The sequence below is a fragment of the Citrobacter sp. wls613 genome (assembly GCF_005281195.1).
Lineage (GTDB): Bacteria > Pseudomonadota > Gammaproteobacteria > Enterobacterales > Enterobacteriaceae > Citrobacter > Citrobacter gillenii.
The window spans coordinates 187894-204003 of sequence record NZ_SZXN01000065.1 but is presented as its reverse complement, the minus strand read 5'-3'; the positions used below and the strand labels follow the sequence as shown (position 1 = coordinate 204003).

15 protein-coding genes are annotated in these 16110 nt (G+C 49.5%); 5 read left to right on the top strand and 10 right to left on the bottom strand.

Features of this window, described 5'->3' with window-relative positions:
• Positions 1 to 560: 560 nt before the first annotated feature.
• Positions 561 to 1493, top strand: coding sequence for a hypothetical protein (locus tag FDX01_RS15825; protein ID WP_137400118.1), 933 nt, complete (start codon positions 561 to 563; stop codon positions 1491 to 1493).
• Between the two features lie 299 nt (positions 1494 to 1792).
• Here FDX01_RS15825 and FDX01_RS15820 read toward each other — a convergent pair whose 3' ends face one another.
• Positions 1793 to 2347, bottom strand: coding sequence for a GNAT family N-acetyltransferase (locus FDX01_RS15820; RefSeq protein ID WP_137400117.1), 555 nt, complete (start codon positions 2345 to 2347; stop codon positions 1793 to 1795).
• Between the two features lie 157 nt (positions 2348 to 2504).
• On the opposite strand from FDX01_RS15820, the gene tam reads away from it, so the two are divergent.
• Complete coding sequence (tam, locus tag FDX01_RS15815) at positions 2505 to 3263, top strand: trans-aconitate 2-methyltransferase (protein WP_117343113.1); 759 nt, start codon at positions 2505 to 2507, stop codon at positions 3261 to 3263.
• A gap of 104 nt (positions 3264 to 3367) precedes the next feature.
• Here tam and FDX01_RS15810 read toward each other — a convergent pair whose 3' ends face one another.
• The 3 genes from FDX01_RS15810 to FDX01_RS15800 form a co-directional block, all read right to left on the bottom strand.
• Positions 3368 to 3874, bottom strand: a complete 507-nt coding sequence (locus FDX01_RS15810) for a CaiF/GrlA family transcriptional regulator (protein WP_137400116.1) — start codon at positions 3872 to 3874, stop codon at positions 3368 to 3370.
• A gap of 369 nt (positions 3875 to 4243) precedes the next feature.
• The gene (locus FDX01_RS15805; protein WP_170974783.1) at positions 4244 to 6166 is read right to left on the bottom strand and encodes an autotransporter outer membrane beta-barrel domain-containing protein; all 1923 of its coding nucleotides are present in this window, start codon (positions 6164 to 6166) and stop codon (positions 4244 to 4246) included.
• 33 nt (positions 6167 to 6199) lie between these two features.
• Positions 6200 to 7003: a hypothetical protein gene (locus FDX01_RS15800; protein WP_137400114.1), complete on the bottom strand. Its 804-nt coding sequence runs from the start codon at positions 7001 to 7003 to the stop codon at positions 6200 to 6202.
• A 327-nt stretch (positions 7004 to 7330) separates the two neighbouring features.
• Here FDX01_RS15800 and FDX01_RS15795 point away from each other — a divergent pair, with 327 nt between their 5' ends.
• Positions 7331 to 7714, top strand: coding sequence for a GFA family protein (locus FDX01_RS15795; RefSeq protein WP_115258515.1), 384 nt, complete (start codon positions 7331 to 7333; stop codon positions 7712 to 7714).
• A gap of 5 nt (positions 7715 to 7719) precedes the next feature.
• On the opposite strand, the gene FDX01_RS15790 is transcribed toward FDX01_RS15795, so the two are convergent.
• The 6 genes from FDX01_RS15790 to sad form a co-directional block, all read right to left on the bottom strand.
• The gene (locus tag FDX01_RS15790) at positions 7720 to 8634 is read right to left on the bottom strand and encodes a bestrophin family protein (protein WP_161959037.1); all 915 of its coding nucleotides are present in this window, start codon (positions 8632 to 8634) and stop codon (positions 7720 to 7722) included.
• Between the two features lie 214 nt (positions 8635 to 8848).
• Positions 8849 to 10300 (bottom strand): tagaturonate reductase, encoded by a 1452-nt coding sequence (locus tag FDX01_RS15785; protein WP_137400113.1) that lies wholly within the window; start codon positions 10298 to 10300, stop codon positions 8849 to 8851.
• A gap of 106 nt (positions 10301 to 10406) precedes the next feature.
• Positions 10407 to 10934: a GNAT family N-acetyltransferase gene (locus tag FDX01_RS15780; protein WP_135912062.1), complete on the bottom strand. Its 528-nt coding sequence runs from the start codon at positions 10932 to 10934 to the stop codon at positions 10407 to 10409.
• Positions 10935 to 11015: 81 nt separating this feature from the next.
• Complete coding sequence (locus tag FDX01_RS15775) at positions 11016 to 11375, bottom strand: DUF4186 domain-containing protein (RefSeq protein ID WP_137400112.1); 360 nt, start codon at positions 11373 to 11375, stop codon at positions 11016 to 11018.
• Positions 11375 to 12301, bottom strand: coding sequence for a glutaminase B (gene glsB, locus FDX01_RS15770; RefSeq protein WP_096757076.1), 927 nt, complete (start codon positions 12299 to 12301; stop codon positions 11375 to 11377). Before glsB ends, FDX01_RS15775 begins: the two co-directional genes overlap by 1 nt.
• A gap of 117 nt (positions 12302 to 12418) precedes the next feature.
• Positions 12419 to 13807, bottom strand: coding sequence for a succinate-semialdehyde dehydrogenase (sad, locus tag FDX01_RS15765; RefSeq protein ID WP_137363284.1), 1389 nt, complete (start codon positions 13805 to 13807; stop codon positions 12419 to 12421).
• 102 nt (positions 13808 to 13909) lie between these two features.
• Between sad and FDX01_RS15760 the strand changes: the two genes are divergently transcribed.
• Positions 13910 to 14785 carry a LysR family transcriptional regulator gene (locus FDX01_RS15760; protein WP_115258521.1) on the top strand — a complete coding sequence of 292 codons (876 nt, stop codon included), beginning with the start codon at positions 13910 to 13912 and terminating at the stop codon, positions 14783 to 14785.
• A gap of 150 nt (positions 14786 to 14935) precedes the next feature.
• Positions 14936 to 16110 (top strand): sugar transporter (locus FDX01_RS15755; RefSeq protein WP_137400163.1); only part of this gene is annotated, 1175 nt, incomplete at its 3' end.

Below are 16110 nucleotides of genomic sequence, written 5' to 3'. Positions count from 1 at the left end.
TTAAATCTGTAAATAAATCATATTTATTTTTTATCTCTCCACCCTATCGGGTAATTCCGGCGCAGCACATCAGCATAATCTGATTCATATAACGCATCACGAGCCATTAAAGGGCTACAGCCAGTACAAAACCATGCTTTAGCCCTAAAACAGCCCATAATCGCCCCCACGCAACCTCTGGTCACAATTTATACCAATTTCATTTAACTGTATAAATGAACAGCGCCGTATATGCCGGAATCCTGCCATCAGACAGGCTCAGCACACCCTGCCCTGACTCGTATTTACAGTGCCTGTAGCGCATTCTGAGCGCACTGGTGCATGATAAGGCATGAATGCCACGCCCACTCAGTGACAGTCGCAGAGCGGCACTGGTAGAGTGCTACGATACCTGTCACATTGCATTGTCTGTATTATTTTTAATTTTTATTTTTTGAATGGATTCTTTAATTTAATTCCTGACCTCCACCCGGAGTGCTGGCCTGACAGAAGGTAAAGGGAAAAGTAGGACCCGACCCGATTCTTTTTCCCCTTTTCATTCGTCACCCAGGAAATGTCAGATGACTTACTTTCGAAATAAGAAATATCATCAGAACTACAGCCATAACACTTTGTTTCCAGGCGCTGTATTTACCACGAAGCATAATGGTGAATGCTCCATTCTTGGTCGTTCGGAAGACAAATCAAGGCGTGGATATTATGTTGTGGAATTTAAGGATAGTGGCATAGTTAAGGAGGCTTATGGTACGCATATTAAATCGGGTGCAGTTTCAGATGATGCCTTTCCGTCCTCAGAAGAGGAACGAATAACATTATTGATGAGGCCGCGTTATTATGATGTGGGATATATTGGAAATGGAAGACACTCCACTATTGAAAATGCCAGAAGTCACCAGAGAACAAGGTCATTCATTCTATGGCATAACATGCTGGCAAGGTGCTACATGACAGTTAAAGGGAAACAATATTTTAAAGGATATAAAGGTGTGACTGTTTGTGAAAGATGGCATAACTTTCAGTATTTCTGCGATGACCTTCCAAAACTTCATGGCTATACCCGATGGAAAATAAATCCCGGAGAATATGAGTTGGATAAAGACTATTCTCATCGAAGAATTTACTCCCCTGAGACTGTTTGCTTCATTACTATAGCTGAGAATGCAAAAGAAGCCGGGTTAAGACGCTCAGCGATGAAAATATCTGGCAAGAATTATCATGCAATAAATAAAGTTCGGGATGATATTATTTTTGATGCCGAAGACATTCTTAATAAAAACAAAATTAATTATGAGGTAACGTTTAATGGAAACATGAGGATAATAATATCAGAAACGCCCTATGGTACGGTTACATTCTATCCGATTACCTGCAAAATTCAACGAAACACCTATATGACTGATGGTGATGCACTGACTTTTGTTCGCTACCTGAACTGGCTCAAACTTCAATGGGAAAGCAGAAATCCTTGCGTAGATTGCATTGCTGTAAGCTAGTGAGAATGCTATAAAATATCCACAAAATGAAGGGTGTATTGTTGCATCCATTTAATCACGTAGAGGGCGTATCTGTAATTCCAGAATTATTCGTAACCGCCTGATGGTTGCGTGCAGAAGGCTAAATGTCCGCACTTCGTGCAGCCATTTAACATGTTCAATACATTATGCGCACCAATGTGAGATCAGACAGAATCCAGCACTTTATGGTCATCCTTGGTCTGGTTGTTGATAGACTCTGAACGCTATCTTGGCTTCACATACCTTCACTATCTTTGCTCGAATACTGTCTCTCATTTTCATCCTTGGCCTTCAGAATTAACCAATACAGAAATCTTTTGGATTCGATACAGAACATGCAGGGACAGCCGATGATTTGCCGGCAACGCTGGATGCGGAAACTCTTCCACTTTTTTCATACCAAGCCGTTTCATTAAGTGTTCTGAAGGTTTGTTGAGTACCGATGTAAATGATACGACTTCATCCAGCATCAGAACCGTAAAAGCATATTGCAGACAGGCTTCAGCGGCCTCCATGGCTAACCCTTGATGCCAGTACGTTTTGCTGAGACGCCAGCCAATTTCGGTACAGGGAGAAAATGGAAATTTATCAGGCTGCGGGTGCAGACCGACACAGCCAACAAATTCATGCGTTTCTTTGGATTCAACGGCCCAAAAACCCCAGCCGCGTTGTTCTATTCCGTCCCTGAATCTCTCTGCCAGACTGTCGCTCTCCTGTCTCGTCATCGGTGCCGGAAAAAAGCGCATCACATCTGGGTCTGCATTCAGATCGGCAAATGCTGCCATATCTGTTTTTCCCCACTGCCTTAAAATGAGCCTTGATGTTTCAATCATATTGCATTCCTTACCATTATGTTTACATCATCACTCAGCGTTATTCTACGCACTAGACACTTTACTGCGCCCTTCCCGCTTCAGCAAATACAGCCATAATGTCGTACGCTTAACGTGAAGATTGAATACGATCTCATCTTACACAGGAGATAGCTACATGGCCGACTGGAACCCTGCACTTTATCTGCAATATGGCAGCGAACGCTCAAGACCCGCAGCAGAATTATTGAGCAGAGTAGCGTTAGAAAATGTTCGTTCAGTCGCCGATCTGGGGTGCGGTCCGGGAAATAGCACGTCATTACTGTATCAACGATGGCCTTCGGCCAACATAACAGGCGTGGACTCTTCGCCAAATATGCTCAACGAGGCGCGTGCAACCTTACCGAACTGTCATTTTGTTGAAACAGATATCAGCGAGTTCCGGGCGGAGCAACCTCTTGATCTGCTTTATGCGAATGCTTCATTACAGTGGGTACCCGATCACTACGAATTATTCCCATATCTTGTCTCGCAGTTACACCGTAACGGCGTACTTGCTGTGCAAATGCCGGATAACTGGCTGGAGCCGACACATATTTTAATGCGTGAAGTCGCCTATGAGCAGGATTATCCCGATCGCGGTCGATCGCCTCTTCCCGGCGTGCATGCTTATTATGATATTTTGACTGAAGCGGGATGTGACGTTGATATTTGGCGCACGACCTATTACCACATTATGGATTCACATCAGTCGATTATCGACTGGGTCAGTGCGACAGGCTTACGTCCTTGGTTGCAAGATCTGAGCGAAAGTGAGCAACGAAAGTATCTGGCTCGATACCATGAACTTCTACAGGAGCAATATCCGCTGCAGGAAAATGGCAAAATCCTGCTGGCATTCCCACGCTTGTTTATTGTTGCCAGACGCGATTTTTAATCCCCTTATACTTGCATTGGCCTTTCATTGCAGAGGCTAATGTAGGTAAATAGAAATAGTATTTAGTTGGTATTATTTTATTTCGAAAAGTGACTATTCAACAATTACTCTTCGGTGAATTTGATATTATCATAAATTGGGCACCCCGCTTTCCATGCTTCCAATTGTGTTGCATTATTACCAGTCGGCCTTGATAACATCCAACGGGCCATAAGCTGGTCCAGTTGATTGTTTGTTTTCACGTCCTTTCTGGTATTGCTGCTTTTTTCTGATTTTCTTACCGATGTCGGGGACGTTGCTACCTTGAGAATTCGTACGGCAAGTTGACAACAACCGCCCTGTACTGGGATTTTACGCATTTCAAATGTGATATCATCATACCCATGTCGATGACAAATATAGCTAAGTATGCCACTGGAACGTCTCAAATCTATCTGAAACGCCTGGCTAACATCATCCCGAGTAAACTCAGTTTTACGCAGAAAACCCCACCAGGCTACCGCCCTGTAAAGCGACATATCACCAAGATGGCGGATCTCGTCTGGAATATGAAAATGACCATGGTGTTTTTGTTGGGACTGTTCACCTGCCCTATTTGACTGATTTATCATAAAATTAACCTGTTTATTCACTATTCATAAAGAGAGGATAAGCAACGTCAAATGCTTTATTGTAAAAAGCGGGAATGAAATATATCTCATGGGTTAATGCAGTGTTGATTTTAAGATGATCAATAAAGAGATATTAGCGATTCGACGAGCCATTACTTTTTTACATGATAGTACGCAGGAATCAATTGATCTTAACCACTGTCTTTTAGTTAGATGAAATAACCTTGTAACACGCCTGTCGGTATATTTTCACACCGTAAGATTATTATGCGATTTGTGAATTAACACTTTTGGTTAATACGTTTTCCGCGTGCGAATGGTAGTGGCGAAATAAACACCCCGCATCCTGATTTAGGATGCGGGGTGTTGTCAGAATAACACCTTCACACCGAACATTGCCTGAGAATCACTGTAACCACTGTCGCCAATTTGTTGACCTACGTTTCCCCAAAGGTGCAGACGCGTATTTACTTTCGCTTCAACACCTGCTCTGAGTTCAGCGATATTTTTTGCGCCATCAACGTCACCCTGTATTTCATTCATTGATATCGAATAATTTCGGGAATTATGAAGCCAGTTAGTTTCAATAAATGGCTGAAAAAGCCGTTCTTTTCCTTCATCGCGTTGGTTATAGCCTCGCAAATACGCTTTAACCCCCAACCGGCTTTGCAGATTCCCTTTGCCTTTATCTCGGATCACGGTGCCGTTTGCCTCCTGATGATCGTCAGACGATACGTCCATCCAGGTCAACTGAACCTGGGGTTGTAGCCAGTAACTCAGGCGTGCCGTCTCCTTCAACTTAAAGGCATATCCTGCTTCAAGCGAGGCGGTCACCCCCCGTGAACGATATTTCTCTGTCGCCAGTTGTTCACCGCGAACGGTGTTATCAAACCAGTTATAAAGCATCCAGCTGTCAAGATATCTCCCGCTTTTCTCCACATTGTTGGCATACCAGGTTGCGTACAATCCGGCGCTGTAACCTGATATCGAACCGTCAGCGCGGTAATGGCTGACGTCTGACCGCGTATTACTTTGGCTGTTTGCGTAGCCGAACATGACGCCCAGATGCCAGCGCTCAACCTCGTCTGAACTCCATTGTGCGACATCACCACCTATTTGCAGAACATAACGGTTACTTTGCGTCTTCAGCTGCCCGCTACTATCACGAAACCGGGTATGCCCACCGACGTTGCGTAACCACATGCTGGTCACGTCTGACTCACCCGTTATGGGGTCAATATAGTGACTTTCGCCCAGGCGATCGTGCAAACGTGTCGTAAACAGCGTATTTCCCGCCGATTTATTCGCAAGGTAGGCGCCTAATTCAGGGCGTAAAACCGAATCGTGAGATGCGGGTTCTTCTTGTTGGACAGGTAACACCGGTGTGTCGGGATCAATAGCCGGTTCTTCTGGGTCACATATTGGTTCTTCTGGATCGCGTATCGGTTCTTCAGAAGGAGTCCACGTATTGGTCAAATACCAATGATTCGAATCAGGAATGAGTGCGGAGTCATCCGTATTATTTCCCCGCAGTAGTGCGTAATCATAGGCGCCCGCGGTCAAACGGCCAACTGCAACAAACTCACCACCTGACTCGCCGTCCACCCGCACTACCCGTGCACCATTGAGATTACTGACCGTCTGGCTGCCCAGTGCCTGCAAAGCGACACGAGTGGTCCCTGATGTATTCCCCATCACGTGAAGTTGGTTCACCACCGCTTTTTGTTGCACGGCATCTTCTGTTGTATTGAGGATAAGAAGACCGTTGTTGCTGCTGTAATTACCGCTAACGGTCAGGATACTATTGGAACGTTTTAGTGCCTCGTCCGTTCCCGGCTGGCCAAAACTGAGCATACCGTCGAGCGACAGCGAGCGGATAGTCTGACTAAAACCATTCAGATCGACAGTCGCCGTCTCATCCACAGTGAAATCTGAGTTGCGGCTAAAGGCATCCGTGCTGCCAGCCCGCAGCGTACCGTTGCGTAGCGACGTGATGCCCGTGTAGGCATTATTTCCCGACAATAATGTCGTTCCCGGACCATTATGATTGACCTGACCACGTCCGGTTATATCTGCTGCGAGTGAAAAATCGTCACTGTTATGATTAAAATTCAGTTGAACAGTGCTGGTATTGTCGGCAGTATCGCCAAGATAGATCCACGGAACGTTAATGACGCCAGCGCGCTGCGCGACGTCCCCCTCTTCAGACCCTACGTTGACAATGCCTGTACTTCCCTTACCGACGCCTAACCATAAATATTTCCCGGATTTTACCGTGCCACCATTACTCACGGTTAGCACGCCGCGTGCATCATTGTTGCCGGTTCAGTATCCCCCTAGCAAAATCGGCTTAGCGACGTCCAGTAACGAATCCTCACCATCAACCCTGACGGCACCGTTACCAAACAAGTTATTGCGATCTGTTTTACCAACATAGCCAATATTCATGTGTTCGGTTGCGACCACCTGCCCACCATTAAGAATATCGAGCTTGCCGGTGTCCTGATCGCCCACCACGACCCAGTTCGTTTTAACAGTAGATCCCGTTCCGTCAATCATGACGCTGCCGTAGGCGCCGGCATAAAATTCGCCGATGCGGAGTTCATTAATTCCGCTTATTTGGCTGCCAAGCTCCACCAATAAGCGGCCACTGCCGCTGTTAGTCCCTAAAACGAGATCTCCCCCTCTCAGTATCCAGATTGCCCCATTGGTCAGGGTCACAATGCCGGCACTTCCCCGACCAATTGAGCCTGTAAGCGAAGAAATTTGGCGCCCATCAATGACCAACGCACCTGCAGAATCTTTACCAACAATCAGGCCACGAAAAGTATTCCAGACGTCGTCAGTATTTTCAGTATTTGATAACAGAACACTGGCGTTATTATTAATGATCGCATCACTGGTGGCATTGGCTGGTGTATACGGTTGGGCCGCCAATAATATGCGGCTGGCTTGCAGTGTAGTTTTACTTTTATTTTCCGTGCATAACGCGGCTGATTCACGTTCACATAGCCGTTCTTCTGCGATGGCGTCTACAGGTACCAGCAGACCTGTTGACGCTAACAGCAGTCCGGGAATAATCGCTAATCGGCCGGGGCGTTTTGCAGGCATTAGCTGAAAGTTTTTCATAGATAATCCTCCTGATTATCGTGCGTACATCCTTTTAAAGCGTCAGCAGGTTAATCCCCCTGACGACATGGATTTTTTATACGAACGCCATGATTACACTTTCAACGGTTTTATCGAGACAATGATCTATTCTGTGAATGGCCTTACGCTCCGCGGAGATAAATAAGCCTTCGTATTGACAATCACAGGTTGTCGTTCATTTAATGGTCTGTTTTATCTTTACACCGGGTATCGCATATGCGTGCCATCGCTTTTTTAAGATGTGCTTCTAGTGGCGAGGCTTGTCATCTGCTAGTGTCAGATAACGTTTCGCTGAAGAGAGTCGTCGTGTCTAAAATCTATTCTGGCGGTTGCCTGTGTGGTTCGGTACGCTTTACCGCAACGAATCCCAACAACTCACATTCCTGCTCCTGTGATATTTGCCGCAGACATACGGGTGCGCCCACCGTAGTGTGGATTGAATTTAACGCTGAAAACGTAGAATGGACGGGCATTGCGGGTCAACCTGCTACCTGGCGATCATCAGAAATATCCAGCCGAGCCTTTTGCCCACAGTGTGGTAGTTCCGTGGGCGCCATCGATGACGCCCCGATTATTGCCCTGTTAGCCGGGGGATTTGACGATCCCGATGATGAGAATCTGGCGCCACAGTTTCACTCTTTTTCCGATATGATGCCGGTATGGTGGCAAAAAGGACATGGCGAAAATTGATTCGGTTATGTCAGTTGATAGTGCTTATCGGGCATATGTTTAGCAGGTACAGTCGTTTCATCGTTCATTTGCAGCAAATCAATTTCAATCGCATTACAAATCGCATCCAGCGGCAAGTCGTTATTTTCCGTGCCGAACGGGTCTTCAAGCTCTTCTGCCAACGTGTCGAGAGAAATGAACGTATATGAAATCAGCACGGAAATGAACGGCGTCATATAGTGCAGATCGACCACCAATGCGAATGGCAGCATGATACAAAACAGATAGACCGTGCGATGCAGGATCAAGGTATAGGCAAATGGCACCGGTGTATTAGCAATCCGCTCACAACCTGCAAGTACCGCCGACATATCATTTAATCTATTGTTTAAACTGTGAAATAATATGTCAGATAGCTCGCCATTACGCCTGCGTACGGCTAACCACTCCCCCATCAACAGCAGAATACGGTTGGCCGGTGATTGGCAGGCAAAGACAGTTTGCAAATCTGAGGCACTGAGATATTTCGCTAATGGTTCCGCCTGCGGGTTACGACGCAGGGTCATGCGTAAACAGTGGGCAAAGGCGATTTGCAGACGTACAAACTGCCCCAGCTCGACGTCGTCCGGTAATGTGTTTTTTACCTCACGCAGTAACGAACGGGAGGCAATCATTAATTGTCCCCACAGGTGTCGAGCCTCAACGTAGCGCGAGTAACAGGCATTGTTGCGAAAGCCTAAAAAGATAGCAATGGCGACGCCCAGGATGCTGAATGGCGCCAGGGTAAATTTGATACCCAGCATCGTATACCATGGCAGCATGATGATAACGGCAATGGAAAGCAGAAAATTCAGCAGCAGGCGCGAGAAAATCTTCGATAACACTGAACCATGCCAGACGAATATCAGACGCAGCCAGTGTTGTTGAGGTCGAACAATCATAGTTATCTTCGGAAAATGTGAAAGCCGCGCCATTAAACGTGATCGCGATCAATGTTGCAAGCACCTCACCGCACTAAATCCCGCCTTTTTACCTGTCTGAACAAATGAGGCGCTATAGTTTCAGAGGTAACTGAATTTAAGAAGCACGTTGTATGTTGTAACTAATAATTAAGTATAAAAAACCCGGCCTAAACCGGGTAATTATGTGACTATTTTAGCACAGTGGCTTCACGGCTTCGCGCATACCGTTGGACAGAATGGCGTCCAGATCGGCAGAAACCTGTTCAACCAGACCGGGAACCTGCGTCAGATCCTGCTCCCAGTGCTCGTTGACCGCCAGTACCGAGTGGACCAACGCTTGCGTGCTTATTTGACGATCGTGGTGCTGACTCCATAGCAGCTGGAAACGCTCAATCCAGTGGGCATCATCCTGAACAGGATAAGACTCACCGTTACGCTCGCCGCGATAGAAAGCAATCAACGCCGCCAGCGCAAACGTCAGACGCGCCGGCAATTGACCATTGGCCTGCTGCCCTGCCAGCAACTGCGGCAAAATACGCGTGCGGAATTTAGTCATTCCGTTCAGGGCAATCGACAACAGCTGATGCTTGATGTACGGGTTGCAGAAACGTCCGGTCACCGCGCTGGCGAATGATGCCAGCTCATCACGCGGTAAATCGAGCACCGGAATGATCTCTTCGTAAATGGCTTTTTCGACAAAAGCGCAAATCTCTGCGTCATTCATCGCCTCACCCACCGTGTCTAGCCCTGCCTGGTAGGCTACCGGTACCAGCGCGGTGTGCGCACCGTTAAGGATGGCAACTTTACGCTCTTTGTACGGCTTAATATCATCAACAATCAGTACATTCAGCGGATATTTGTCCAGACGCAGTTCAGTCGCTAATGACTTCGGCCCCTGAATCACAAACAGGTAGAAGTGCTCTGCAGTATCGAGGAAGGCATCGTGATAACCCAGCTCGGCTTCCAGCGTGGCCACTTCGTCACGCGGGTAACCGGTAACGATGCGGTCCACCAGCGTAGAACAAAATGCGTTAGCCGCGTCCAGCCACTGCACGAACGCGTCCGGCAACGCCCACTCCTGCGCATAACGCAGCACCAGTTCACGCAGCGCATCGCCGTTGTAATCAATCAGTTCGCAAGGAATGATTATCCAGCCTTTATCCAGCGCGCCGTCAAAATGGCTGTAACGCTCAAACAGCAGGCGGGTCAACTTGGCCGGATAGCTTACCGCAGGCGCATCGTCGAACTTGTCGCCCGCGTGATAACTGATCCCGGCTTCCGTTGTATTGGAGAAAACAAAACGCATATCAGGGTTATGCGCCAGTTTCAGGAACTCATCGTATTCACTATAGACGCTGATTTCACGGTTAACCGAGCGAATTAAACGCGCGTCGCTGACGGCCTCGCCCTTTTCATTCAGACCACGAATGATGGTGGTATAGAGACCATCCTGCGTGCTCAGTGATGGCGGAAATGTACTTTCGATAGGACGAACAATGACCACACCAGAATTCAGATCGGTATGTTCATTCAGTAAATCAACTTGCCAGTCAACAAAGGCGCGCAGGAAGTTTCCTTCACCAAACTGAATGATGCGTTCAGGATAGTGAGCACCGGGAAAATCGCGACGATTTAGTGTTTGCACAATGGGTTCCCTTTTTGATTAGTCATACAACCTGATTGAATTGGTCCAATAGGTTAGCAAACTTTAATACCTTGAAACCCTGTTTTGATCAATCCCTGGTAACAAATTACAATGATTTATAGAAAAGTGTGGTGCCCGTCAGCGTTCCGTCCGGCATTTGGGCGTAGTTGGGGATCATGCCCGCTTTTTGCCAGCCGCAATTGTGGTAGAACAACTCCGCAGCGCTACCGGTGGCCGTGTCGAGCACCAGCGTAGTTTTATGCTGTTGACGCGCACACGTTTCCAGCGCATTCATCAATTCCCGGGCGATACCCGTTCGTCGTGCAGACGGATGTACCAGTAATTTGGCGACGTCGGCACGATGCGGTTGGTTTTCAGGTTGATCGACAATAAGCTGGACGGTTCCCACCAGGATACCCTGCGTGTTTTCAGCCGCCAGCACAATTCTCTCGCCACGGGCAACGCTTTGCGCAACGCCCGTCCAGAATGGCAGTGACTTATCGCGATTGAAGGGGTGTATAAAACTTACAGATGCACCGTCATTCACGCACTGTTCAAGAACGTCACAAAGCTCGTCGATTCTCGACACAATCTGTTGTGCGCTCAGCACGATGCAGGGGGTACCAGTGGCCATTTTTTTCTCCTCAGATAGTCCCCATGATAGTGCGTTTAACTTTTTCGCAACACAAGGGGTCTTATCATAGGATTATGTTATCTATGGCTGGTTCATTTGCCGCACTAACCAGTGATAAATTACCGTGACAACGTAACGTTGCTGTTCTGCACTTAGCGCCTGCCCTTGAGGAATATCATGCCATTTTGCCAGGCAGCCGCGACAGCAGGTTGCCGTCGCATGCTGGGCAATAAATACCGGATGCCCGCGCATCGACGTCTGCTTACCGTCGTTGGCCGGGAATGCAGGCGCCAGGCGTTTGGCAATAAAATCGGCGGCATGTTGCTCAATCACCGGCGCGCCTTTCTCCATACAATAGCGTCGTTCTTTGTCACCAAGGCGAAACCGTGAACGAAAGGTCGATTTCGCCAGTCGGGAAAACAGCGGTTCGAGCGAGTTCATCAGTAAACCGAACGCCCCATCTGTTGGGTTAACTGTTCCAGCACCGCAATACCTGCCAGTGAATTCCCTGCCGGATCCAGTTCCGGGCTCCAGACCGCTATCGCCATTTCATGCGGCACGATGGCCACGATACCACCACCCACCCCGGATTTTGCCGGCAGCCCCACTCGCCACGCAAATTCACCGGCGTTCTGGTACATACCACTGGTCGCCATCAGCGCATTAATTTGTCGGGCCTGCATCGGCGTGACCACCGGTTCATTGAGATGAAAGGCATGCCCCTGATTAGCCAGAAAGACAAAGGTACGCGCCAGCTCCACGCAGCTCATTTTCAGCGCACAGTAGTGGAAATAGTTTTGCAGAACGGTGGCAACATCATGTTGAAAATTGCCAAAGGATTTCATCAGCCAGGCAATGGCCGCATTACGTGCCGAATGCTCAAACTCAGAGCGGGCAACTGTCGCATCATAGGCGATATCCGGCACACCGCTTAGCGCCCGTACGACTTCGAGCATGCGTTGACGTGGCGCACTCAGACGCCCCTGCAGCATGTCGCAAACCACTAGCGCCCCGGCATTAATAAACGGGTTGCGCGGTATTCCTTGCTCCATTTCCAGCTGTACCAGAGAGTTAAACGGATGTCCTGACGGATCTTTGCCTACTCGCTGCCAGATCTCATCTTCCTGATAATGACGCATCGCCACCACCAGACTGAGCACCTTCGAGATCGACTGAATTGAAAAACGTTCTTGCGCATCGCCCGCCTGATAGTGCTGACCATCAACGGTACAAATGGCAATACCCAGTTTGGAACCATCAACGGAGGCTAATGCGGGGATGTAGTCAGCGACCTTCCCCTGACCAATCAGCGGGCGAACCTGCTGCACAATGGTTTCTAAGATTGAATTGTCCATGGCCCTGGCCACAACATGCTCCTTGCTCGCAGGTCTGAAAGGCCTGCGAGTATAACAGAGCTGAATGCACCGCGTCAGGATGCAGATGATATGCGTGGACGGGTGTCCCGTGTGGAGACACCCTGAAGATTAGATACGGTTTTTCCAGACGGTCTGCACGTTACAAAACTCATGCAGGCCAAAGTGCGAAAGCTCCCGACCAAAACCGCTTTTCTTCACCCCGCCAAACGCAACGCGGGCATCACTGGCACTATAACCATTGATAAATACCCCGCCACATTCCAGGCGTGCAGCCATATTCTGCGCCAGCGTCTCATCAGCGGTGAAAATCGTTGCCGACAAGCCAAAATCACTCTCATTCGCCAGTACTAACGCATGCTCTGCGTTCTTCGCAACGGTAATTGCTGCTACCGGGCCGAACAATTCCTGGCGGAAAGCGGTCATCTCAGGTGTCACGTCGCCAAGAACCGTGATGGCATAGTAGTTACCTTTTCCGGCAATTTTTTCGCCACCGAGTAACAACGTCGCCCCTTGAGCCAGCGAAGCCTCAACCTGCTGATGCAGTTCATCACGCAGATCAACGCGTGCCATTGGGCCGAGATCGTTTTCCTCATTCAGAGGATCGCCCATTTTTAGCGCACTGGCCGCCGCCACAAAACGCTGAGTAAATTCTGCCGCAATCCCTTCCTCAACAATAAAACGTTTCGCTGCCGCACAAACCTGCCCGGTATTCTGATAACGACCGGCGACTGCCGCCTTCACGGCCAGATCGAGGTCAGCATCGTTAAGGACAATGAACGGATCGGATCCACCCAGTTCAAGCACGCATTTCTTCAGCGCCGCCCCCGCCTGAGCACCAATTGCCGCCCCGGCTCGCACACTTCCCGTTACCGTAACGGCGGCAATACGCGGATCATTGATCATCTGGCTAACGCCCGAGTTATCGGCATTCACCCAGCCATATACCCCCTGCGGGATACCGGCATCAGCAAACGCCTGCGCAATAATACCGGCACACCCGGTTACATTCGGTGCATGCTTTAACAGGTAACCATTCCCGGCCAATAAAATAGGCACGGCACCGCGCATGACCTGCCACAGCGGGAAGTTCCACGGCATAACGGCCAGAATAGTGCCCAGAGGACGATATTCGATCACCGCCTGGTTATTCTCCACCTGTGTTGGTTCAGGATTAAGCATCAAAGGTCCATGCTCTGCATACCAGTCACACAGCGCCGCGGATTTCGCCACTTCTGCACGAGCCTGTTTTATCGGTTTCCCCATTTCCCGTGAGATACACTGCGCCATCTCTTCCGCACGCTGGCGCAGAGCGTGCCCAACCTTGCGCAGCATCTGCGCCCGATGCGCCACGGTGGTGTGTTTCCATTCATTAAATCCACTGGCGGCCAGATCAAGCGCATGGGCAATCTCATCCCGACTAGCCCACGGCATCGCCGTTAACCTTTCGCCGTTCACAGGATTGACGGAAATCGCATGTGTTGCTGATGTGATGGTCATAGCTGTCTCTCTTTTTGCAGGGTATGGTCATATCATGAGCGTATTTACTCTTTCTGAAAAATGAATAATATTAACTACACCATTCACGAATAGAGAAAAATAATGGATCTGACGCAACTGGAAATGTTCAATGCGGTGGCGGAAACCGGCAGCATTACGCAGGCCGCCGCGAAGGTACATCGTGTGCCGTCCAATCTCACCACGCGTATTCGCCAGCTTGAAGCCGACCTTGGCGTCGATCTGTTTATTCGTGAAAACCAGCGCCTGCGACTTTCCCCGTCCGGGCACAATTTTTTGCGCTATAGCCAGCGGATCCTTGCCCTGGTAGAGGAAGCACGCATGGTCGTTGCTGGCGATGAGCCGCAGGGACTGTTCTCTCTCGGTTCGCTGGAAAGCACCGCTGCCGTACGCATTCCCGCGACGCTGGCTGAATATAATCGACGCTACCCTAAAATCCAGTTTGCGTTGGCAACAGGGCCTTCAGGCACCATGCTGGACGGTGTACTGGAGGGGACGCTGAGCGCCGCCTTTGTCGATGGCCCGATCACCCACCCGGGACTGGAAGGCATGCCGGTCTACCTTGAGGAGATGATGATCGTTACCCCTCACGGACACGCCCCCATACAGCGGGCCAGCGACGTTAACGGCTGCAGTATTTATGCCTTTCGCGCGAACTGCTCTTACCGCCGCCATTTTGAAAGCTGGTTTCACGCCGATCGCGCAATGCCGGGCACCATCCATGAAATGGAGTCGTATCACGGCATGCTCGCCTGCGTGATTGCCGGGGCGGGAATTGCGCTGATTCCGCGATCGATGCTGGAAAGTATGCCGGGACACCATCAAGTTAACGCCTGGCCGTTGAGTGAAAACTGGCGTTGGCTCAATACATGGCTGGTCTGGCGTCGGGGAGCGATGACGCGACAGCTGGAAGCATTTATTGAGGTGTTGAACCCCCAACTGGCGCAGAATGCAGATTAGCTGACGCCGGGTGGAGCAAGTTCACCCGGCCCTCCTTTCCAGGCATTAGGCATAAAAATGTGATTTGAATCACGAAATGATTGTATTTTCACCAGTAACCGTTTTAAGATCGTGACCTCACCTTTTCGCAGCTAATCCAATTTATTTGATATGACAACACACACTGTTTCCCGCAAGGTCGCGTGGCTACGGGTCGTTACGCTGGCTATTGCCGCTTTTATTTTCAATACCACGGAGTTTGTTCCCGTCGGTTTGCTCTCCGACATCGCGCAAAGCTTTAATATGCAAACAGCGCAGGTCGGGATCATGCTGACCATCTATGCCTGGGTCGTTGCCCTGATGTCACTGCCGTTTATGCTGCTTACCAGTCAGGTGGAGCGACGCAAACTTCTGATTTGCCTTTTCGCGCTGTTTATCGCCAGTCATGTGCTCTCTTTCCTGGCATGGAACTTTACCGTGCTGGTCATTAGCCGTATTGGTATTGCCTTCGCACACGCCATTTTCTGGTCGATTACCGCGTCATTAGCGATTCGCATGGCACCCGCCGGCAAACGTGCGCAGGCGTTGAGCCTGATTGCTACCGGGACCGCGCTGGCGATGGTGCTGGGTCTGCCTATTGGCCGTATCGTCGGCCAGTATTTTGGCTGGCGCACAACCTTCTTCGCTATCGGCGTCGCCGCATTAGTCACCTTGCTCTGTCTGATTAAACTGCTGCCAAAACTACCCAGTGAGCATTCAGGCTCGCTAAAAAGCCTGCCGCTGCTGTTTCGCCGCCCGGCGCTGATGAGCATTTATTTATTGACGGTCATTGTAGTCACCGCGCACTACACGGCTTACAGCTATATAGAACCCTTTGTTCAGACCGTTGCCGGACTGAGTGCCAATTTTGCGACCGTGTTGTTACTGGTTCTGGGTGCGGCGGGCATTATCGGCAGCCTCATCTTTGGCAAGCTGGGTAATCAGCATGCATCCGGGCTGATAAGTGCGGCTATCGCGTTACTGACGGTGTGCCTGGTGCTGCTATTACCAGCTGCTGACAGCGAGATGCACCTCGCCATACTGAGTATTTTCTGGGGTGTGGCCATTATGGTGATAGGTCTGGGGATGCAGGTGAAAGTGCTTGCGCTGGCACCCGATGCCACCGACGTCGCCATGGCGCTGTTTTCCGGGATCTTTAATCTGGGTATCGGCGCGGGCGCACTGGTGGGAAATCAGGTCAGTTTGCACTGGTCGATGTCCACAATCGGTTACATCGGTGCGATACCCGCACTGGCTGCGCTGATATGGTCCGTGATTATCTTTCGCAAGTGGCCGGTCGCGCTGGA

Excerpts from the sequence above, each read along its gene's own strand:
- FDX01_RS15825 (WP_137400118.1), top strand. The coding sequence starts at position 561 with ATGACTTACTTTCGAAATAAGAAATATCATCAGAACTACAGCCATAAC.
- FDX01_RS15820 (WP_137400117.1), bottom strand. The coding sequence starts at position 2,347 with ATGATTGAAACATCAAGGCTCATTTTAAGGCAGTGGGGAAAAACAGAT.
- tam (WP_117343113.1), top strand. The coding sequence starts at position 2,505 with ATGGCCGACTGGAACCCTGCACTTTATCTGCAATATGGCAGCGAACGC.
- FDX01_RS15810 (WP_137400116.1), bottom strand. The coding sequence starts at position 3,874 with ATGATAAATCAGTCAAATAGGGCAGGTGAACAGTCCCAACAAAAACAC.
- FDX01_RS15800 (WP_137400114.1), bottom strand. The coding sequence starts at position 7,003 with ATGAAAAACTTTCAGCTAATGCCTGCAAAACGCCCCGGCCGATTAGCG.
- FDX01_RS15790 (WP_161959037.1), bottom strand. The coding sequence starts at position 8,634 with ATGATTGTTCGACCTCAACAACACTGGCTGCGTCTGATATTCGTCTGG.
- FDX01_RS15780 (WP_135912062.1), bottom strand. The coding sequence starts at position 10,934 with ATGGCCACTGGTACCCCCTGCATCGTGCTGAGCGCACAACAGATTGTG.
- FDX01_RS15775 (WP_137400112.1), bottom strand. The coding sequence starts at position 11,375 with ATGAACTCGCTCGAACCGCTGTTTTCCCGACTGGCGAAATCGACCTTT.
- sad (WP_137363284.1), bottom strand. The coding sequence starts at position 13,807 with ATGACCATCACATCAGCAACACATGCGATTTCCGTCAATCCTGTGAAC.
- FDX01_RS15760 (WP_115258521.1), top strand. The coding sequence starts at position 13,910 with ATGGATCTGACGCAACTGGAAATGTTCAATGCGGTGGCGGAAACCGGC.